Raw genomic sequence first — 21,266 nt, forward strand, 5'->3', positions numbered from 1 at the left:
GGGGGGTTTAATGGTTGCGTTCAGCAAATTTTAAACTTCCATCTATACATTTAGATAGATTTTCAATGTTTTTACATAATCCCCTATAGTCCTCTTTTAATCAGGACTATAGGGCATTTTAATATATTGCAACTGTAAAAAGAATGGGTTTTAAGACTGAATGTATATACTAATATAGGGCATTTTTACATCACCAAAAGACGTAATTTAAGTGGGTGTGCACCCTAAATATTTTTAAGATTTTTTTCCATAAATGCGTCCAAATATTCAGCAAAAATATTATTATTATCATTGTAAAAGCTAATAGTGTTTATTTATTAAGACAATTTAACTAGTGGTATTCTACTCTAGAAGATTACCATAAACACTTTTTCAAGCTTGCTCTAATTCCCTACTTTTTAAGGAGGGCTAGAGATGATTACTTCTTATACCAAGCAGATTGTATTAATTGCAGCTTAGTAAATTCTAAAATTATCGAAACAAGAATGAAAGCACTTGATAATATCAGCACACCAGAACTGCTACAAACTCTGCAATTAATTGCTCAACCCACAAAAACTCTAGAAAAGTATTCTGCCAAGTATGGTGACATTTTCACAATGCGGGTAATGGGTTTAAAGTCACCACCAATACTATTTATGAGCCATCCCCAAGCAATTAGTGATTGTTTTGCTATACCTGCACACAAGTTAGATTTTAAGAAAGCAACCCATGTATTCAAACCCTTGTTTGGAGAGAATTCTATTGTATTTCAAGAAGCGCGATCGCACCAACAACAACGGCAGTTATTATTACCAGCATTTCATGGCGATAATTTAAAATATTATGGACAAGCAATTTGCCAAATTACTGAAGAAGTTACACAACATTGGACATCAGGTACAGATATTTGTATACACAACTTAATGTCAAATATCACTTTAGAAATTATTCTAGAGGTAGTATTTGGTATTACTCATAGTGTGCGTTACCAAGAATTAAAAGAAAAATTGAGTTCTTTGTTAGAAGACGTAACTAAACCTTGGTATTCTAGCCTGTTTTTCTTTCCTCTGCTGCAACAAGATTTAGGTGCATGGAGTCCTTGGGGAATTTTCTTAAAAAGACGAGAGCAAATTGACAAACTCATCTATGCAGAAATTTCTGAAAGACGTTTGCAAAATACTGCTATGCGTACAGATATTCTCAGTATGCTAATGTCAGCGCGTGACATAAATGGGCAACAAATGACAGATGAGGAATTACGCGATCAGCTAGTTTCATTATTGCTGTTGGGTTACGAAACTACATCTGGCGTATTAGCCTGGATATTTTATCTAATTCACTCTCACCCAGAGGTGAAACATCGGCTAATGCAAGAACTAAACACTTTAAATGGTCTCACAAATCCTGAAGCAATTATACAATTACCTTATCTCACCGCCGTCTGTCAAGAAACGCTGCGAATTCATCCTATTGCTTTAATTTGCACGCCGCGAATGGTAAAAGATAGAGTGGAAATTATGGAGCATAAATTTACATCAGAAACAGTTTTAGTTCCCTGTATTTATTTAGCACATCGCCGAGCCGAGACTTACCCAGAACCAGAACAGTTTCGTCCAGAAAGATTCCTCAACCAAAAATTTTCACCTTACGAATATTTACCCTTTGGTGGAGGTTATCGCAGTTGCATTGGTGCAGCCTTTTCCATGTATGAACTAAAATTAGTGACAGCTATAATATTAGCCCATTTTGAACTAACCCTTACTGATAAACGTCCAGTGCATCCAGTCCGTCGTGGTATTACCATTGTCCCTAGCGGCGGTGTAAAAATGGTTATTACCAAAAAAGCAAAACTTAAAAGACAAACAATACTTTCTAGTTGATTACTCAATCCTCCAATTTGTATATACCGCAATGTAGATCCGCTCCTTAGCATCCAGCCTTTACAGTAAATAGTAAGAGGATATTTAGGAGACTACTAATTAATGCCTGATCAGCATGGATTTGAAGAGAAAATTATATCTCAAGAAGCTGAAAAAAGAATATCCGAAAAGCTAGATGAAGTAGAAGAAATAGAAATAGATGTACAAACCGATCTCTTGAAAATAGTTCAAGGACAAGTAGATGGAGTTTCCTTTGCAGGCCAGGGGTTAGTAATCCAAGAAGATATTCGCGTACAAGAAATAACACTGCAAACAGATAGTATTGCCATCAATCCTTTAAGCGCTCTTTTCGGTCAAATAGAACTCAATGAGCCAGTAAATGCCATAGCTCGCATTATAGTTACAGAAGTAGATATTAACCGCGCTTTGGCATCAGACTTTGCTCGTAACTGGATGCAAAATTTTGAGTTGAATGTAGATGGTGAAATTGTGAGTTTTGAGCCGGAAGAAATTCAGGTATTTTTACCTGGCGATGGCAAAATAGAATGTAAAGGAAAAGTGTTATTAAAGGAAATGGGAAACACTCGCCTTTTAGCTTACACTGCGATCGCTCGTCCACGGACTCATTTCCAACCCGCCATGCTGGAAAGTTTTAACTGCACTGAGGGAGATGGTGTTTCAATAGAATTAATTACAGCATTCATTCAGAAAGTTAAAGAACTGATGAACATACCATCTTTTAAATGGGAGGATATCGCGTTTTCTATTAAAGATATAGAAGTAGAAATCGGTAGTTTAATACTTATGATAGAAACTCAAGTGCGACAAATACCATCATCGTCAAGTTTCCTATCTCCTTAGTAGTATTTGCACTGGATAAAGATAATTTTTGTAACTAGGGAGTGATGTAAATTTATGAAAAGTTTTATAAGCTTTTAAAGGCTACTTATTTTGAAATAACAACTATGCAAGAGTATGATGTTGTGCTTATTGGTGCTGGACACAATGGACTAGTTTGTGCAGCTTATTTGCTAAAAGCTGGTTATAGCGTTCTGTTACTAGAAAAGCGTTCTGTACCAGGTGGTGCAGCAACAACTGAAGAGTGTTTACCCCAAGAAGCACCTGGATTTAAATTCAATTTGTGTGCTATTGACCATGAGTTTATTCACTTAGGGCCAGTGGTTGAAGAATTAGAATTAGAAAAATACGGCTTGCATTATTTGGAGTGTGATCCAGTTGTTTTCTGTCCTCATCCTGATGGCAAGTATTTCTTAGGACATAAGTCAGTGGAAAAGACTTGTGCAGAAATAGCTCGTTACAATGAACGAGATGCCAAAAAATACGCAGAATTTGTAGACTTTTGGCAGCGATCGCTAGGTGCAATGATTCCCATGTTTAATGCACCGCCAAAGTCAATTATAGACATCCTTGGCAACTACGACATTACCAAACTGAAAGATTTAGTTTCAGTTATTGGTTCCCCTAACAAAACGCTGGACTTTATTCGCACAATGTTAACCAGCGCGGAGGATTTACTTAACGAGTGGTTTGATGAGGAATTTTTGAAAGCGCCACTAGCCAGACTAGCATCAGAACTGGGTGCGCCGCCATCACAAAAAACCCTTGCCATTGGTGCAATTATGATGGCGATGCGTCATAATCCAGGGATGGCTAGACCTCGCGGCGGAACTGGCGCACTTGTGCAAGCTTTGGTGAATTTAGTCACAAGTAAAGGTGGCGTTATTCTCACAGATCAACACGTGGAAAAAGTTTTAATTGATGATGGGAAAGCTGTTGGTGTGCGAGTAGCCGGTGGTAAAGAATATCGCGCTAAATACGGGGTTATTTCTAATATTGATGCCAAGCGATTATTCTTACAAATGACTGATAAAAGCGATGTTGATGGAGCCGACCCAGATTTATGGGAAAGATTAGAACGCCGCATCGTGAACAATAACGAAACCATCCTCAAAATAGATTTGGCTTTAGATGAACCACTGCGCTTTCCATACCACGCCCACAAAGACGAATATCTCGTCGGTTCTATCTTAATTGCCGATTCCGTAGCTCATGTAGAACAAGCTCATAGTAAATGCACCTTGGGAGAGATACCTGATGCTGACCCATCAATGTATGTGGTGATGCCTAGTTATTTAGACCCCACATTAGCACCACCTGGCAAGCACACTGTATGGATTGAGTATTTCGCCCCTTATCAAATTGCCGGTGCAGAAGGTACTGGTTTAAAAGGTACTGGTTGGACGGATGAATTGAAAAACAAAGTTGCAGATAGAGTGATTGATAAGTTGGCGGACTATGCACCCAATGTCAAGAACGCAACTATCGCCCGTCGTGTAGAAAGTCCAGCAGAACTAGGAGAAAGATTAGGTGCGTACAAAGGGAATTATTACCATGTTGACATGACTTTAGATCAGATGATATTTTTCCGTCCCTTGCCAGAAATAGCCAACTACAAAACGCCAATTGAAAACTTATTTTTGACTGGTGCAGGGACTCATCCAGGTGGTTCAATTTCGGGAATGCCGGGACGCAATTGTGCGCGTGTATTTTTGCAGGCGAAACATCCTATTAGCCAAACTTTAAAGGATGCTCGTGATTCGATTAAGTCAACTGTCGAGTCAGTATTTGGTATCATTTAAAATTTGCAAAATAGAGCCTATCATAATCTATTTTGTGCCTTTGTGTCTTGATACTGAAAATATGATTTCGGTATCACAAAGACATGAAGGCATTCTGTCACGCCTAAAAGTTGCACTTTCAGGAATTCTCTCATCTGCTGTAGTCGATAATTTTTTGGAAAATATTACTTAACTTTAACATTTATAAATGTAACGCCGATATCCACCATTGTTAACCAATAGTTGGCATCCTCCCACCGACAAATGATAAGCTGATGCGCTTTGAAGTTGCATAGTTTCAATCGAAATAAAGATGCAAAGACGAAATTTGAATGATGATTAGTTAAGATAATTGCTTGACATAATGAAGCAATTAACATCATTGTTTAGTGAAAAGCTAGTATGATCGCACCCTTGTTCATCAAATGAGGAATTTACCAGATGAGTGCGATGCCTACGACGGGCGTAGCTGCGGCAACTTAAAGCAACACAAATTATAGTTTTTGAGTGAAATAGGTTCTAAGGAATTGCTTTAAGTGTATTTAATATGATAATGTAATGTACGCTTGATTTTCATAAGCTTATATGCATCGTAAACCAAGTTATTTCTCAAAAAATAAGGAAATTAATGGGTAAAAAGTAGTGTATTTTGATAATGATCAAAAAATAAACAACTTTTAACATAATCTTATAAATTTTGTAGGTACAGCATGGTTTTTCGGCGCTACTTAGTTGCATCTAACTTAATAGTTTTCTTAGCATTTGGCTGTAGTGGTGGGGCAAACTCATCTACACAAAATACCAAACAAGTTGTGCAAGAAAGTAATGTAACTCAACTTTTCATAGAAGCAAAGGTTACGCAAAAAGCAGAAGATTTCTTTCATCAAGGTAATAATTTATTAGATGGACAGCGTTACGAAGATGCAATAAAAGCTTATGATAAAGCGATCGCTATCAAAGCTGAGAGTCCCGAAGCTTGGATTAACCGTGGCATTGGCTTAACATCGTTGCAACGCTACAAAGACGCTCTCGCATCCTACGATACTGCGATCGCTATCAAACCCGACAAATATGAAGCCTGGTACAATCGTGGTATAGCTTTGACATCATTGCAACGCTACAAAGATGCGATCGCATCTTACGACAAAGCGATCGCTATCAAACCCGACAAATACGAAGCCTTAATCAACCGAGGCATAGCTCTGACAAAGCTGCACCGCTACAAAGATGCTATTGCATCTTATGATAGAGCGATCGCCATTAAGCAAGATTTACACCAAGCATATTACAACAAAGCTTGTTCTTATGCTTTACAAAACAATCTGGAATTAGCAATTAAGAATTTAGACAAAGCAATCCAGCTTGTTCCTGAGAAGTATAAGAAATTAGCAAAAACTGACCCAGACTTTAGCAAAGTGCGTAGTAAAAAGCAGTTTCAGGAATTACTGCAATAGTATTTTGTCACCACCGCTCAGTGTAGAATATAAGCGTGCTACAGCAAAGATTTTTTCTTGAGCGGTTTACGATTAAACATGAAAAAATTGTTAATCACCGGAGCAAGTGGTTTTTTGGGATGGCATCTTTGCCAGCTTGCAAAAGAAGAATGGGAGATTTATGGCACGTATTTATCCCATCCTTTAGAGATTCCTGGCATGAAAATGTTAAAAGCGAACTTAACAAATTTTCAGGAATTGAAAAGTATCTTTAATGATGTTAAACCAGAAGCAGTTATTCATACTGCTGCACATTCGCAACCAAATTTCTGTCAAACTAACCCTAAAGAATCACACGCAATTAATGTTATCGCATCCTGCAATATTGCCGGACTCTGCGCGGATAATTCTATTCGTTGTGCTTTTACCTCAACCGACTTAGTTTTTGATGGCTTAAATGCCCCTTATGGAGAAACAGATGCCGTGTGTCCTGTCAATCTTTACGGTGAGCAAAAAGCGATCGCAGAAGCAGATATGCTAGAAAGATATCCCATGACCGCAGTGTGTCGAATGCCATTGATGTTTGGTGCAGCAACACCCACAGCCAAAAGCTTTATTCAGCCATTTATTGAAACTTTAAAAGCCGAAGAAGAACTAAGTTTATTTATAGATGAATTTCGCACACCAGTAAGTGGAACAACTGCCGCAAAAGGACTTTTATTAGCATTAGAAAAAGTTAATGGCATCATTCACTTAGGTGGTAAAGAGCGGATTTCACGTTATGATTTTGGACAGATATTAGTGAAAGTATTTCAACTTTCTGCTACCAAGCTCAAATCCTGCCGACAACAAGATGTGAAAATGGCAGCACCTAGACCAGCAGATGTTTCTTTGGATAGTTCCAAAGCTTTTATATTGGGGTATCAGCCTTTATCTGTAAAAGAAGAATTAGAGGCAATACAATTCAGTTAAGGTTAAGTGTTAAAACTAAAAACGGAAATAGGCTATTTTGGGATACGATTATCTCCGGCACGCTACATGAACGCAACGGAAAACCTGGCTTTATTGATAATTTAGTAATGTAATTGATAATTTAACCCCTCCCCAATACTTTTCGGTTAAGGGGAAAAGGGGAATGGGAAAGGGAAAAGAAAAAACCTTTAACCCTTATCCTTTAACCTTTTCCCCAAACCCGATTCCGAGTTAAAAGTGCTTAACCGAGAAGTATTGAACCCCTCCCAACCTCCTTACTGAAGGTATATGCGGCAGACTATTGTTTGCGTAAGTCTTTATTTAGATGCGTTTTACCTGTGGTTATCGACAAACTTAAATTAAATTTTATTTTTACCTTTGATTAAAGTCCGCTTAAACTCATAATCCTAAAATGGGGTGTCTCTAAACAATTGGAGACTTGTTTCTTTTTCTTGAGAAATAGAAAACCATTGATTTCATAACTGTTCTAACTAGTTATGAATAATCTGTTTGGAAAATAAGCAATTTAGAAACAAGCTATTTTTATAACTTGTAGTTGCAATTGCTTAGAGAAATTTATAGTGAGGAAAACTGAGATGAAATTGGTTTCAAAATTATTGGTTGCTGCTACTACTCTGACTTTAGGTTTTGCTACCGTAGATGCAAAATCTGCATCTGCTGCAATTCTTAATTACACTTTCACAGTTGATAGTCCAGTAACTAAGGGAAGTGGCTTTTTTAGCTTTGATGACTCAACCTTCAGTAATGACTATAATCCTGAAGCTAGCATTCAGTCACTCTCTTTCAAATTTGATGGCGACTCTACTGTTTACACTGAACAAGATGATGCCAACTACCCAGATTTTCCTCTTGTCTTTCCAACCATATCCTTAACAGGACAAACATATTTTGCATTAGATTATCAGTTCGATGATAAAGCTAATCCTATCAGTTATGAAATTATTGGTGAGGATTTTACAATTTTCTCTAAAACTTCTCCAGACGCTGAATTGATATCAGGTACAGTTTCTTATAGACAAGTACCTGAACCTACACCTTTAGTTGGCACTCTCTTTGTTTGTAGCCTTGGCTGGATGATGAAGAAAAAAGTAGCATCAATAAAAAAGGTGAAAATCTAACTTGGTTAAGTTGATATTAACAATTTCTTTGCCAAGAATTAATCTCTTGTTAGTAGGCTTTTATGTGGGAAAACAACATCTAACACATTGATAGCAGAAGAAAAAATTGGGAATTAAAATCTCATTTTGGTCAGGGAATTAGTGATGAAGTTTTCCTCCGATTACCCTACCTTCTTTGTGTTAGCTGTTGCTGTACTTTAACTTACCTGTTAGTCAGGAGTAGAGAATGGTAGATTACCGGAATTTTGAGCATTTCCTGCACAGTCGAATCAAACGACGCAACTTAATTATCGGAGCAGGAGCATTATCTGGTTTAGCGATCGCGAATCAATTTCCTCAGCAAAGAGCGATCGCAAGAAGCAGATTTTCCAATTATCCTTTCACTTTGGGTGTAGCTTCGGGTGAACCCTATCCTACCAGCGTAGTGATCTGGACTCGTCTTGCTCCTGAACCCCTGAACGGAGGAGGAATGCCACCTCTGAATGTACCAATTCGCTGGGAAGTTGCAACTGATTCTAATATGAGGCGGATTGTCTCTAGAGGTACGGTATTGGCAACTCCAGAACTAGCTCATTCAGTTCGAGTTGTGGTAGAAGGACTGCAATCCGATACTTGGTACTGGTATCGGTTTCTTGTCGGTCAAGACGCTAGCCCCATTGGTCGCACTCGTACAGCGCCTTTAGCAAATAGCTATTTGAATAAATTTAACTTTGGCCTTGTCTCTTGCCAAAACTATCAGCAGGGATTCTATACCGCCTACAAATATCTAGCACAGGAAGACCTAGATTTAGTAGTCCATGTTGGCGATTACATCTATGAAGGGGGAATCTCAAATAATGGCCCCAGACAGCACAACAGTGCAGAAATTGTGACTTTGGAAGATTACCGCAACCGTCACGCCCTCTATAAAACCGATACCAATCTGCAAGCAGCTCATGCAGCGTTTCCGTGGATTGTCACCTGGGATGACCATGAAGTAGAAAACAATTACGCCAACGATATTTCAGAAATTGATACTGAACCAGATCAGGATCGGGCAATTTTCCTCCAACGGCGAGCTATTGCTTATCAGGCTTACTACGAACACATGCCACTACGCCCCTTCTCGCGTCCCGTTGGCCCTGATATGCAACTTTACCGTCGGCTCTCCTTTGGTAACTTAGCCACCTTCCATGTTTTAGATACCCGCCAATATCGCACCGATCAGCCCTGTGGTGATGGTACTAAAGAACGTTGCCCAGAAAATTTAGATCCGAATGCAACGATTACCGGTAAGGCACAGGAGGATTGGTTATTCGATGGTCTAAATAACTCAAAAGCGAAGTGGAATGTTTTGGCGCAGCAAGTACCAATTGCTCAAAGAGACACAACACCAGGGGAAGGCGGAACTTACAGCATGGATAAATGGGATGGTTATGTGGCTTCGCGCGATCGCCTCATGGCTTTCCTCGGACAGCGCCAGCCCTCTAATCCAGTATCCTTAGCAGGCGATGTGCATTCTAACTGGGCGATGAACCTGAAAGCTAACTTTGATAAACCAGAATCCCCCACACTTGGGAGTGAATTTGTCGCTACCTCAATTAGCTCCGGTGGCGATGGGGCAGACAGCAACCCCAACGTTGAAGCTTACTTACCCGATAACCCACACATTAAGTTCTACAATAATCAACGGGGATATGTTCGCTGTGCCCTGACTCCCACAACCTGGAAGACAGACTATTTGGTTATGTCAAACGTTACAACCCCATTTGGCACGATTAGTAAGCGGGCTTCATTTGTGGTTGAAGATGGTCGTCCAGAAATACAACAAGCCTAATCGTCTAATTCCCAGGTATTAGAACCAAACAAAAACAGATAGAAACAGGTAAATCATCAGTGTTTATCTGTTTCTATCTGTATTTTCATTTTCATAAATAGGAGTTAAAAGTTTTAATTCCTAACTCCTAACTCCTAACTCCTAACTCCTAACTTCAGTTTAATAAGCATCCATTGGCAGACAAGAACAAACAAAATTGCGATCGCCAAAGGCTGCATCAATGCGACCGACAGCCGGCCAGAATTTATATTCACGAGTCCAAGGTGCAGGGTAGGCAGCTTGTTCACGAGAATAGGAATGGTACCATTCTCCGGTGATAAGACTTTCGGCAGTGTGGGGTGCGTTCTTCAAAACATTATCTTGGATATCTACCTTACCTGATTCTATTTCGGCGATTTCTTGGCGAATAGAAATCAACGCATCACAGAAACGATCCAACTCTTGTTTAGATTCACTCTCTGTAGGTTCCACCATGATTGTACCCCCTACAGGCCAGGAGACAGTCGGCGCATGGAAACCGTAGTCTATGAGACGCTTGGCAACATCATCAATTTCGATCGCAGCGGATTTTTTTAGCGATCGCAAATCTAAAATACACTCATGGGCAACTAGACCATTTTTCCCCTGATACAAAACTGGATAGTACGATTCCAGTTTCTTAGCCATGTAGTTAGCGTTGAGAATCGCCACCTTAGTAGCTTGGGTTAAACCATCTGCACCCATCATTGCAATGTACATCCAAGAAATCACCAGGATACTCGCACTACCCCAAGGCGCAGCCGCAACCGCACCAATATGCTGGGTATTAGAAATTTCTTCTTTCCTAGTCCCCAGTCCCCAGTCCCCAATCCCTACCACAGGATGTCCTGGGAGAAAAGGCACAAGATGAGATGCAACACCAATGGGCCCCATACCAGGGCCACCGCCACCATGAGGAATACAGAAGGTTTTGTGCAAATTTAAATGGCAGACATCCGCGCCAATATCTCCAGGACGGCAAATTCCCACTTGGGCGTTCATATTTGCCCCATCCATGTAAACTTGTCCACCATGACTGTGGACAACAGCGCAGATTTCCTGAATTGGTTCCTCAAAAACACCGTGAGTTGAGGGATATGTCACCATTAAGGCGGCTAATTCATTGCTGTGTTTTTCTGCCTTCGCCTTCAGGTCAGCAACATCAATATTACCTTGTGAGTCGCAAGCAACAGCCACCACTTTCATCCCGCACATCACCGCACTCGCTGGGTTTGTCCCATGTGCAGAAGTGGGAATCAAACAAACGTTGCGGTGTGCTTCACCCCGATTTTCGTGATATTGGCGAATTACTAAAAGTCCGGCATATTCGCCCTGAGAACCAGCATTTGGTTGTAGAGAAATACCAGCAAAACCAGTAATTTCAGCCAACCATGTCTCAAGCTGCTGGAATAGGATTTGATAACCTTGCGTTTGCGACGCCGGGGCAAATGGATGAATCTTGCCAAATTCTTCCCAACTTACCGGAATCATTTCAGCAGTTGCATTCAACTTCATTGTGCAAGAACCCAAGGGAATCATCGATGTCGTTAGCGACAAGTCCTTGCTTTCCAGCTTGTGCAGATAACGCAACAACTCCGTTTCTGAGTGATAGCGGTTAAAAACTGGGTGGGTGAGATAAGTGCTTGTACGGGAGAGAGGAAGATGGGAGGATGAGGAAGAAGTTAATTCTTCTATAGTGAAGGGTAAATCATCTGTACCAGCGAAAATCTTCCAAAGGTCGATTAAGTCTTCTGGTGTAGTTGTTTCATCCAGCGAAATACCAACAGTAGTTGCATCAAAAACCCGCAGGTTAATTTGAAGCTGTTCGCTAGCTGTCAAAATATCTTTTAAATTGTGTCTTCCCAGTTCGACTCGCAGCGTATCAAAGAAATCTTTGGAAGCGATGCTGTAACCCAAACGCTTCAGACCTGCCGCCAGCAACACTGACAAAGAGTGGATATTTTCGGCAATTTGCTTCAGTCCAGTAGGGCCATGATAGACCGCGTACATACTTGCCATCACCGCCAGCAGCACTTGTGCAGTACAAATATTACTAGTTGCTTTTTCGCGGCGGATGTGCTGTTCGCGAGTTTGCAAGGCGAGACGTAATGCAAGCTTACCTTGAGCATCTTTTGATACTCCCACAATTCGCCCTGGAACCAGCCGCTTATACTCTTCCTTCGTAGCAAAGTATGCTGCATGAGGCCCCCCAAACCCCAAAGGAATACCGAACCGCTGAGTACTTCCTACAGCAATATCAGCGCCAAATTCCCCAGGAGGGGTCAGTAAAGTTAAACTTAAAGGATCTGCTGCTACCGTCACCAATGCACCCTTAGCATGGGCTTTTTCTATAAAAGCGCGGTAGTCGTAAATAGTGCCATCACTTGCAGGGTATTGCAGAACAGCCCCAAAAATTGGTTGATCAAAATCAAATGTTTGATGATCGCCAACAATAATCTTAATCCCCAATGGTTTAGCGCGTGTTTGCAACACATCAATGGTTTGGGGATGGCAGTCACCGGAGACAAAATAGGCATTTGCCTGATTTTTGGAGACACCATAGCTTAGGCTCATCGCTTCAGCGGCGGCTGTGGCTTCATCCAGTAATGAAGCATTGGCAATTTCCAAACCTGTTAAATCAATAATCAGGGTTTGGAAATTCAGCAACGCTTCTAATCGCCCTTGGGCAATTTCTGGCTGATAAGGAGTGTAAGCAGTATACCAACCGGGGTTTTCTAGGATATTACGCCCAATCACAGGTGGGGTAATACTGTCGTAATAGCCCATACCAATGTATGAACGGAAAACCTGATTTTTGGCAGCAACTTTTTTTAACGATGCCAGTGCTGCATACTCACTTTCTGCTGCTGGTAACTTTAGCGGTTGCTTCAGCCGAATTGTCTGTGGAACTGTTTGGTCGATTAGGGCATCCAGGCTGGGAAACCCCAAAACCTTAAGCATAAGCTGGATGTCATCGGAGTTCGGGCCAATGTGTCTTGGTACAAAACTACTTAACTTTTGACTTTTTTCGTCCAGCACTTGCTGCTCATGAGACTTGAGAATAGGGGCGTTCAATACCACAAATTACTCTCCAGATGGTACTATTTCATATTTTGCAATAAATACTCATGAGAAGTAGGTGTAACTTTTCAGTTCATCTAAATTTCATGACTTCTCTTCGGGAGGGTAGACAAGGGAGATGGGGGAGATTAGGGAGAAAATTTTACCTTTTCCTCTCTATTCCCCATTCCCCACTCCCTACTCGCCTTCTACTTGGGCGCGATACTCATCTGCTGTCAACGCATCCTCAACTTCACCAGGGTCATTGACGCGCACTTTCAAAAACCATCCTTCACCGTAGGGGTCTTCTGATACTTCTTCGGGAGAATTAATTAAGGCTTCATTGCGTTCTATAACTGTGCCGGTTACTGGTGAATTCAGTTCTTCAACAGCTTTTACTGATTCAATTGTGCCAAAGTTTTCTCCTCTGGTAAGAGCATCGCCAATTTCTGGCAGTTCCAAAAAGACGATATCACCCAATTCATGTACGGCAAACTCAGTAATGCCTATAGTGGCAATTTCGCCATCTATTCGCACATATTCATGAGAATCCAGGTATCTGAAATCTTGAGGATATTCAAAAGACATATCACTTCCTCTCCCTTATCAAAAAAATTATTGCCCTAACAGTCATCCAAGCCATATCTGGTAATGAACCTTACTGTAGATTGAGTAACTCACAACACATTATTCCTCAAAAACCTTGGCGCTTGTTAGTTGGTGACACGATTTTTTGACCGATAAAAGGGACGTTTAACCACAACTGCTGGATAAGCTTTGCCACGAATTTCAACTTCTAGCTGCTGACCAACAGTTGCTAACTGGGTGGGAACGTAGGCTAAAGCAATGGGATAACCAAGTGTGGGTGACAGAGTTCCACTGGTAACTTCCCCCACGATTTTACCTGCGGATAACACTTGATAGCCGTGACGAGCAATGTTGCGTCCTTGGGTTTGCAAACCTACCAATCGGCGCTGCACTCCACTGGCTTTTTGCTGTGCTAAAACTTCCCGACCAATAAATTCGCCTTTGGTATCTAAGTGAACTAGCCAGCCCAAACCTGCTTCTAAGGGTGTGGTGATGTCATCGATATCTTGTCCATAAAGTGCCATCGCCGCTTCTAGGCGTAGAGTGTCTCTCGCACCGAGTCCACAGGGGATAACACCAGCTTTATTGAGGGTTTGCCACAATTCTACTCCTACATCCGGGTCTACCATTACCTCAAAGCCATCTTCTCCGGTGTAACCTGTGCGGGCTAGGAAGGCAGGTTTCCCTATTAGGGTTGCTTCTAGATGTCCGAAGGCTTTGATTGGTTGTAGGTCTTCTTGCACTAAGGGCTGGAGATATTTAATCGCTTTTGGCCCTTGGACGGCAATTAAGACTTTATCTGGTGAAAGGTCTTGGAATTGCACCTTATCAAGGTCAAGGTGTTGCAATAGCCATGCTTTATCTTTATTGGAGGTTGCCGCATTGACTATGATGAATGCTCTCTGTATACCAGCAGCGTCTTCACCTTGATAATAAACAATGATGTCGTCAATAATTCCGGCTTGGGGATTTAACAATACGGTGTATTGTGCTTGACCGGGTTGCAAACGACTCAAGTCGGAAGGCACTAATGGTTGGAGTTGGGAAATTAGGTTTTTACCTTGGAGGGTAAATTTGCCCATGTGGGAAATATCGAACATTCCGGCTGTATTTCTTACAGCCTCATGTTCGCGGCTAATGCCACTAAATTGCACAGGCATTTCCCAGCCGCCAAAGCTAGTAAAGCGAGCTTTGAGTTCTACACCCACTTGATATAAAGGGGTTCGCGCCAGAGATTGGGCGTTGTCTTCTTGATTAGCCACAGGTAATTTTGCGTAGATGCGGAGCAACTTGCCGTTAGGCATCGCACCTCAACATCTATCATCCTAAGAGATGCTTTATGGTTTTACAGCCTTGTGTATCAAATTAGGGCATGGTGAATTGGGAATTGGGCATTGGCAATTGAAAAGAGACAGAGGGGAAAATTCTTCCCCATTCCCCATTCCCCATTTCCTCATCCCTTTGTCGCCTTCTGTGAGGTTTAATAGTTAATGGTGCAAGTGTTGAGATTTATTAAGAAGACATTATGAAATATTGGCGACTGTTAGCGAGCTTTGTCTTAGCTATGGTTCTTTTTTGGTTTCCTCTATCGGCGCAAGCTGCAAGTTCTTCCAGTATTACCCGTTCTGTGGGTAATGATGAACTTAAGGGCAAAGATTACTCTGGTCAAAGTTTAATTGGCACTGAGTTTACTAATCTCAAATTAGAGAATGCTAATTTTAGCAATGCTGACTTACGTGGCGGTGTGTTTAACGGTAGTGTATTGGAGGGAGTAAATCTGCATGGTGTTGATTTTAGTGAAGGCATAGCCTATCTAACAAGGTTTAAAAATGCTGATTTAAGTGATGCTGTGTTGACTGATGCAATGATGCTGCGTTCCACTTTTGATGATGTAAATGTCACGGGTGCTGATTTTACGAATGCAATTTTAGATGGGATACAAGTGAAAAAACTTTGTGTTAAGGCAAGTGGTGTGAATTCTAAAACTGGTGTGGATACTCGCAATTCTTTAGGATGTAAGTAGACTGTCAACGAATTTTAGATTTTAAATTTTGGATTTTGAATCTTCAATCCCAAATCCAAAATTTAAAAAATAATACCAATTAAATTAATGATTGCAACACATCCTTGGGTAAAGACGCGATTCATCGCGTCTCTACAAATGGTATATTTGTCGCATTCTTTTCTCAAATTTGTATAACTTGCCAGGAAATGTTAACCTGCTGAGTAACCGTCTCGCCAATTTTAGTCATACCATTAGTAGGCAATAGGCAAGAAGGCTTTCTGACCTGTACGGTGTTTTTTCAAAAATAAAAAATGAGTCCTATCGCATTAATGACATCAAATAAAGTGTCGATTAACATAGGTATTGTGAGGAAATTAGCTCACACTGGCAGTAGCAACCACCTCAAATGCGATCGCCATTGCTGATAGTTTTTTAGGCGTTTTAGTCAACAGTAAATCTGCGGTTGAATAAATATTTTAGGTAAAAATATACAGTATTCTGCCAGATATGAAACTTCAATGAAAAGAGCTAGCAGACTAATGCCATCTTTAATTTATACCCATAGGATCATGTTGATGATTCCTAAAGCAAAAGATGACATCCAAAACCTATTATGTTTGGGGACTAGTAGCCGCTCCAATTGTAGTTACTCTGGCGCTGGGTTTCTCAGCAAGAGCGAATGCAGTTGAGTTAGGCGCTGCCTCTGATTACAATGTATTTGTTTTGGGAGATATCTCTCAAAAATATACAGATATTGAAGGAAAACTTGCTGCTGGCGGTAACGTGAATTTCGTTGGCGGACTCGGAAGTAGACTTTCTGGCAATAGCGGTAACGTAGTAGTAGCTGGGCAAAACTTATCTTTAAGCAACGGTCAAGTCTACCACGGTAATGCTGTCTACGGAGGTAGCGCTAATGTTTCGGGTAATGTGGGATTTCCACAGGGAACCCTCAGCCAGGGTAATCCTATCGACTTTGATGCAGCAGGGGAAGAATTGCGATCGCTATCTGAATATTTAGCAACCTTGACTCCTACTGGTAACACAACAGTTCAACCTTGGGGTGCTATTAACCTGAGTGGCAGTGGTACTGCTTTCAATGTTTTTAATCTTGCTGGCTCATCTGTCTCCAAGACAAACTATTTTGAAATTAAGGGGGATGCAAATTCGACTATCGTTGTCAATATCAGCGGTAAGGATGTGTCCTTGCAAAACTTTGGTTTCAATATCATTGGCACAAATAAACAAAAGGTGATCTACAACTTCTATGAAGCAACAAACCTAACTGCTAGTGGGATTGGCATCGAAGGTAGTATTCTTGCTCCTTTGGCTAATTTCAATTTCAATAACGGTCAAGTTAACGGCAATGTGGTAGTAGCTTCCTTGACAGGAAATGGCGAGTCTCACAACTATCTGTTTAATGGTGATCTGCCAGATGTCCCAACTAAGTACTACACTCAGCCTCCGACTCCGGCTCCGACTCCGACTGTTATTCCTACTCCGGTTCCAGAACCAGCAAATCTTCCAGGATTAGGATTAATTGCTGTAGCATTTGGTTTATTTCGCTACAAACGTAATCAAACAACTTGCCTAAAATAATTAAAAATTTTTGGCAGCATAGCGCATGACGCGAACTTATTTACAGATTTTCGCTCATGCGCTATTTCCTTGCTCCCTACCTTCTACAATAAGGATAGACTTTATTGAGATTTGTATAGTTGGGGATAGGCTGTCATGGCTCCCGCCGTTTTAATTCAAAATCTGCAAAAACGCTACGGTACAGTGGTTGCTGTTCAGGATGTTTCCTTTCAGGTAGAACCAGGAGAAATCTTTGGTTTACTTGGCCCCAACGGTGCTGGGAAAACTACTACCTTGCGTGCCTTGTGTACACTCACCACACCGGATGCTGGCAAAATCGAAGTATCTGGCATCTCTGTGTTAGATAATCCGAGAGTGGCAAGACAACGATTAGGCTATGTAGCTCAGGAAGTCGCTATAGATAAAGTGTTGACTGGAAAAGAACTACTGCAATTGCAAGCAGCACTTTATCACCTCCCAGGCGCAATAGCCAAACAGCGCATTGAGACAGTCTTAGATTTACTCGGTTTGCAAGAATACGCCAATAAAAAGACAGGAACCTACTCTGGCGGTTTACGCAAGCGCCTAGACTTGGCTGCTGGGTTGCTCCATGCACCGGATGTTTTGGTGTTGGATGAGCCAACTGTGGGACTTGACATAGAAACCCGCTTTGTGGTATGGGATTTCCTGAGAAAATTACGTGCCTCTGGAACGACGGTAGTAATTACCAGCCATTATTTAGAAGAAATTGACGCCCTAGCCGATCGCGTGGCAATTATAGATCGCGGCGTTGTGATTGCAAGTGGGACACCTTCACAATTAAAAGATCAAGTCGGTGGCGATCGCATCACCTTACGAATCCGCGAGTTTTCTCCCATTGAGGAAGCAGAAAAAGCCAAAAATCTCTTGCAAACTTTGCCCTTTGTCCAAGAAGTAATCATCAACAGCGCTCAAGGGAATTCCCTCAACTTGGTGGTGACACCTCAAAACGATGTTCTGATTAACATACAGCAAGCGTTGAATAATGCTGGCTTACCCATCTTTGGCATCGCCCAATCTCGCCCCAGCCTCGATGACGTTTACCTCGCCGCCACAGGACGCACCCTGATGGATGCAGAACTCGCAGCCGTTGCCACTCGCGATCCCAAGGCTGAGAAGAAGCAAAATATGAGATAGGGGATGGGGCATGGGGAATGGGGCATGGGGCATGGAAATACTTACCAATTTCCCAATCCCCAATCCCCAATCCCCAATCCCCAATCCCCAATCCCCAATCCCCAATCCCCAATCCCCAATCCCCAATCCCCAATTTCCCAATCCCCAATCCCCAATCCCCAATCATGAGTGTTACTCCTAAATCTGATATCAATTGGCAGCCGCTAGCATCGCCGCAAGCAGATGCTAATACTGCACCTAACTTTTTCGGTGAATTGGTACAAGAGACGCTGGCTTTAACTCGTCGCTTGTTTATTCAATTGCAACGCCGTCCCTCATCTTTGGTTGCCGGAATTATTCAGCCAGTAATGTGGTTGATACTATTTGGCGCTTTGTTCCAAAATGCTCCCAAGGGTATATTTGGCAATACAACAAATTACGGTCAATTTTTGGCTGCTGGCATCATTGTGTTTACAGCCTTTGCTGGGGCGCTGAATGCTGGTTTGCCGGTAATGTTTGACCGTGAGTTTGGCTTTTTGAATCGTTTGCTGGTAGCACCTTTAGCATCGCGGTTTTCTATTGTCTTTGCCTCAGCCATCTTCATCATCAGTCAAAGTTTGCTGCAAGCAGCGGTGATTGTAGCGGCAGCGGCATTCTTGGGGGCTGGACTACCAGATGCAATAGGTTTAAGTGCGATCGCTCTAATTGTCTTACTCTTAGCTTTGGGTGTTACAGCTATCTCCCTTGGTTTAGCTTTCGCTCTACCGGGACACATTGAATTGATTGCAGTAATTTTCGTTACGAACCTGCCATTATTGTTTGCTAGTACTGCTTTGGCACCTTTATCCTTCATGCCTCAGTGGTTGCAGGTTATCGCTACCTTGAATCCTCTTAGCTATGCGATCGAACCAATTCGCTATCTCTATCTCCACAGTGATTGGGGACTAGGTAGTGTAGTAATGCAGGCTCCTTGGGGTGATGTTACCTTTGGGGGAGCGTTGCTGGTGTTGTTTGGCTTTGCCCTTGTCGCCTTGCTGAGTATTCAACCCCAACTGCGGCGGACTCTTGCTTAAAGAGATAAAATAGAGCAATTTTAGCGTCAAAATCCCATGAAAAAACCATTTTTACAAATTACTAGACTCTTTGTAGCCAGCGTGGCAGGAATGAGCTTTGCTTCCTTGCTCATGGCTCAACCCAGTTCGGCTCAAATCAGCAGCCCAGCCGATGCTTTTCCCAGTAATAGTACAACAGACCAAAATACCGACCCTTTCTCCCGCACGAACTCAGATAATTTCAATATGTTTGATCTGATTCATCGGGCGAATTTTGGGACTCTCAACTGGAATTCTGACCAGCAAAACGAAAAATTAGACTCAGCAGCAGCAGCATTTAAAGCAAGGCAACAAAAACTAATTCAAGGTCAGCAACAGCAAGCAACCCCCAGTTTGCCAACGGTTACACTACCATCAGTTACGCCACCACCGGCTACACCATCATCAGGTAACTGAAATCAAACAAAGAACCCCAAGCCCTAAAGGCTTGGGGCTAAATACATATTTCAAAAATTCTTAGTTCTCAAGTAAAAAACTACAACCCTAGTACAGCTAAAACATCGCTAGCATGGGTGGTGGTATTTACACTAGTGTCAACATGGGTAATTTTACCGCTAGGGTCAATTACGTAAGTAACGCGCTTCGCATAACCGCCGCCATCCACATCGAAAGCTTTAATGAGGGATTTGTCGCTATCAGCCAATAGAGGAAAATTCAAATTATATTTTTGGGTGAATGCCTGATGGGAAACTTCATCATCTGCACTGACTCCCAAGATTACAATATCTTTTCCTTGATATTGAGACTGGGCATCCCGAAAACTACAGGCTTGTTTGGTGCAGCCTGGCGTATCATCCTTGGGGTAAAAATACAAAACGACTGTCTTTCCGGCAAAATCAGATAAAGAGACTGTGTTGCCGTTTGTATCTTTGGTGGTAAATGCAGGTGCATCCGTACCAACTGCTAGAGGCATAATTAACCTTTCCTGTTTCAGATTGTTGATGCACTTGAAATTTTACATTAATTTATAATGATTAAATATAATTATCAAAAAATAGCGCAACTATACTTTAGGTAACTAATTTTGGTTAAATTAGATATCTGCTACAAAAAAAATCAATTCTAAAATTAATCTTTTTGAGAAGAAAAATTTCTACCCATACACAATGCCTGCTGTTGATTCCCAAAACCCAAATATTTTTGTCTATCCTCAAAGCACAGTAGAAAGAGCCGAGCGATCGCTAGTGTGTTCACCCTTCAATGTATCTTTATTTGAAGTCATGGGACACCAGAGTGTGTCATTAGCTGCGATCGCCTTAGAAAATGGACTCAAGCAGGGCTATACTAAGCGCCCTTTATCAGAATTAGCGTGTGATAACGCCCTGGGCTGGCTGATTCAAGTGGGTGTATTGCGTCGAGAAGTCGATGGTCAGGGGATTACAGATAGTTTTCGCCTCACTCCCCTGGGACGCCAATTGGTGGAACAGTACCAGGGAAAAAATTGGCGGACTGCTTCATGGCGCGATCGTTTGTCCGATATTGTGATTCGTTGGTTACGGATACCTTTTTAGAATTAGGACTTACGCAAAACTATACGCTGTCGGGGCAATTCATGAATTGCCCCTACATGAAAATCAGTGTTTCGGCTATTGTTTGCGTAAGTTCTGAGAATAAAAAACCAAAGAGTTAGGATTAGGGAATCAAAGGGAACAATATATACGGAAACATCACATCTATTCATGAAGTCTTTACCATAATCATTTGACTTAAATTTGTGCATGGGGCATTGGGAATTGGGCATGGGGCATTGGGCATGGAAAAGAGGCAGAGAGGTAGGGTGAAGGGTATAGAGGAGAGGAATTTTCCCTTTGCTCCATTCTCCCTGTTCCCTGCTTCTGCTTTTTAAATGATGGATGGATTGTCTGGTGACTATTCACTCCTAAAATTCACCC

General features: G+C 41.6%; 17 protein-coding genes. 13 read left to right on the forward strand and 4 right to left on the reverse strand.

All coding sequences use genetic code 11. The features are described 5' to 3' along the window. The first annotated feature begins 485 nt into the window (after positions 1 to 485). The 7 genes from ACWATR_RS17715 to ACWATR_RS17745 all read left to right on the forward strand — a co-directional run bounded on the left by ACWATR_RS17715 (position 486) and on the right by ACWATR_RS17745 (position 9,861). Complete coding sequence (locus tag ACWATR_RS17715) at positions 486 to 1,862, forward strand: cytochrome P450 (protein WP_460335007.1); 1,377 nt, start codon at positions 486 to 488, stop codon at positions 1,860 to 1,862. A 102-nt stretch (positions 1,863 to 1,964) separates the two neighbouring features. Then, the gene (locus ACWATR_RS17720; RefSeq protein ID WP_460335010.1) at positions 1,965 to 2,723 is read left to right on the forward strand and encodes an LmeA family phospholipid-binding protein; all 759 of its coding nucleotides are present in this window, start codon (positions 1,965 to 1,967) and stop codon (positions 2,721 to 2,723) included. Between the two features lie 50 nt (positions 2,724 to 2,773). Further along, complete coding sequence (gene crtO / locus ACWATR_RS17725; protein WP_460340485.1) at positions 2,774 to 4,522, forward strand: beta-carotene ketolase CrtO; 1,749 nt, start codon at positions 2,774 to 2,776, stop codon at positions 4,520 to 4,522. Positions 4,523 to 5,211: 689 nt separating this feature from the next. Beyond that, a complete protein-coding gene (locus ACWATR_RS17730) occupies positions 5,212 to 5,955 on the forward strand; it encodes a tetratricopeptide repeat protein (protein WP_460335013.1) in 744 nt (247 codons plus the stop codon). A gap of 78 nt (positions 5,956 to 6,033) precedes the next feature. Next, the gene (locus tag ACWATR_RS17735) at positions 6,034 to 6,906 is read left to right on the forward strand and encodes an SDR family oxidoreductase (protein ID WP_460335016.1); all 873 of its coding nucleotides are present in this window, start codon (positions 6,034 to 6,036) and stop codon (positions 6,904 to 6,906) included. 596 nt (positions 6,907 to 7,502) lie between these two features. Continuing rightward, complete coding sequence (locus ACWATR_RS17740) at positions 7,503 to 8,045, forward strand: PEP-CTERM sorting domain-containing protein (RefSeq protein ID WP_460335019.1); 543 nt, start codon at positions 7,503 to 7,505, stop codon at positions 8,043 to 8,045. Positions 8,046 to 8,271: 226 nt separating this feature from the next. Further along, positions 8,272 to 9,861, forward strand: a complete 1,590-nt coding sequence (locus tag ACWATR_RS17745; RefSeq protein WP_460335022.1) for an alkaline phosphatase D family protein — start codon at positions 8,272 to 8,274, stop codon at positions 9,859 to 9,861. Positions 9,862 to 10,020: 159 nt separating this feature from the next. Here the strand turns inward: ACWATR_RS17745 and gcvP are convergent, their stop codons facing one another. From gcvP to gcvT, 3 genes are all read right to left on the reverse strand, one after another. Further along, a complete protein-coding gene (gene gcvP / locus ACWATR_RS17750; RefSeq protein ID WP_460335025.1) occupies positions 10,021 to 12,960 on the reverse strand; it encodes an aminomethyl-transferring glycine dehydrogenase in 2,940 nt (979 codons plus the stop codon). A 177-nt stretch (positions 12,961 to 13,137) separates the two neighbouring features. After that, positions 13,138 to 13,527 carry a glycine cleavage system protein GcvH gene (gcvH, locus tag ACWATR_RS17755; protein WP_069072677.1) on the reverse strand — a complete coding sequence of 130 codons (390 nt, stop codon included), beginning with the start codon at positions 13,525 to 13,527 and terminating at the stop codon, positions 13,138 to 13,140. A gap of 125 nt (positions 13,528 to 13,652) precedes the next feature. Beyond that, the gene (gcvT, locus tag ACWATR_RS17760) at positions 13,653 to 14,789 is read right to left on the reverse strand and encodes a glycine cleavage system aminomethyltransferase GcvT (protein WP_460340488.1); all 1,137 of its coding nucleotides are present in this window, start codon (positions 14,787 to 14,789) and stop codon (positions 13,653 to 13,655) included. Positions 14,790 to 15,052: 263 nt separating this feature from the next. Here gcvT and ACWATR_RS17765 point away from each other — a divergent pair, with 263 nt between their 5' ends. The 5 genes from ACWATR_RS17765 to ACWATR_RS17785 all read left to right on the forward strand — a co-directional run bounded on the left by ACWATR_RS17765 (position 15,053) and on the right by ACWATR_RS17785 (position 19,770). Next, complete coding sequence (locus tag ACWATR_RS17765) at positions 15,053 to 15,550, forward strand: pentapeptide repeat-containing protein (protein ID WP_460335029.1); 498 nt, start codon at positions 15,053 to 15,055, stop codon at positions 15,548 to 15,550. A gap of 576 nt (positions 15,551 to 16,126) precedes the next feature. Beyond that, positions 16,127 to 17,128 (forward strand): choice-of-anchor A family protein, encoded by a 1,002-nt coding sequence (locus ACWATR_RS17770; protein ID WP_460335032.1) that lies wholly within the window; start codon positions 16,127 to 16,129, stop codon positions 17,126 to 17,128. A 135-nt stretch (positions 17,129 to 17,263) separates the two neighbouring features. Then, positions 17,264 to 18,283, forward strand: coding sequence for an ABC transporter ATP-binding protein (locus tag ACWATR_RS17775; RefSeq protein ID WP_460335035.1), 1,020 nt, complete (start codon positions 17,264 to 17,266; stop codon positions 18,281 to 18,283). 164 nt (positions 18,284 to 18,447) lie between these two features. After that, the gene (locus ACWATR_RS17780) at positions 18,448 to 19,335 is read left to right on the forward strand and encodes an ABC transporter permease (protein WP_460340491.1); all 888 of its coding nucleotides are present in this window, start codon (positions 18,448 to 18,450) and stop codon (positions 19,333 to 19,335) included. A 36-nt stretch (positions 19,336 to 19,371) separates the two neighbouring features. Beyond that, positions 19,372 to 19,770, forward strand: a complete 399-nt coding sequence (locus ACWATR_RS17785; protein WP_460335038.1) for a hypothetical protein — start codon at positions 19,372 to 19,374, stop codon at positions 19,768 to 19,770. Between the two features lie 79 nt (positions 19,771 to 19,849). On the opposite strand, the gene ACWATR_RS17790 is transcribed toward ACWATR_RS17785, so the two are convergent. After that, complete coding sequence (locus ACWATR_RS17790) at positions 19,850 to 20,287, reverse strand: peroxiredoxin (protein WP_069072671.1); 438 nt, start codon at positions 20,285 to 20,287, stop codon at positions 19,850 to 19,852. Positions 20,288 to 20,480: 193 nt separating this feature from the next. Here ACWATR_RS17790 and ACWATR_RS17795 point away from each other — a divergent pair, with 193 nt between their 5' ends. Continuing rightward, positions 20,481 to 20,885 (forward strand): Npun_F0494 family protein, encoded by a 405-nt coding sequence (locus ACWATR_RS17795; RefSeq protein ID WP_069072670.1) that lies wholly within the window; start codon positions 20,481 to 20,483, stop codon positions 20,883 to 20,885. Positions 20,886 to 21,266: the final 381 nt, after the last annotated feature.

The sequence above is a fragment of the Nostoc sp. UIC 10890 genome, from assembly GCF_054786515.1.